The sequence below is a fragment of the Bradyrhizobium sp. Kon56 genome (assembly GCF_055807635.1).
On sequence record NZ_JBVVOU010000622.1, the window covers coordinates 1 to 238 of the forward strand.

The 238-nt window shown below is 59.7% G+C and carries 1 protein-coding gene; it reads right to left on the bottom strand.

Translation table 11 applies throughout. The features are described from left to right. Positions 1-238: LPS assembly protein LptD (gene lptD, locus AC0L3B_RS40295; RefSeq protein ID WP_473383643.1), on the bottom strand; the 238-nt coding region annotated here is incomplete at both ends.

Sequence of the window (238 nt, forward strand, 5' to 3'; positions counted from 1 at the left end):
GAAGTTCAGCCCTGCCGGTTGAAACGGGAGCGTGCCGTTTAATGTGATTTGCGGTAAACGATCATACGGAGTGATCTGGGAAATCGTCGCCAGTTGGTACGACTGCAAGTTCACGGCGGCCTGGTAGCTATCGCCGCGGTCGAGCTTGGCCAGCGGATGGTTGCGATGCACCGCCAGCACCAAAGGGTCAGTGCCCAGTACGCGGCGGACCAGACGGGCGTCTTCCAGCAATTGCGAC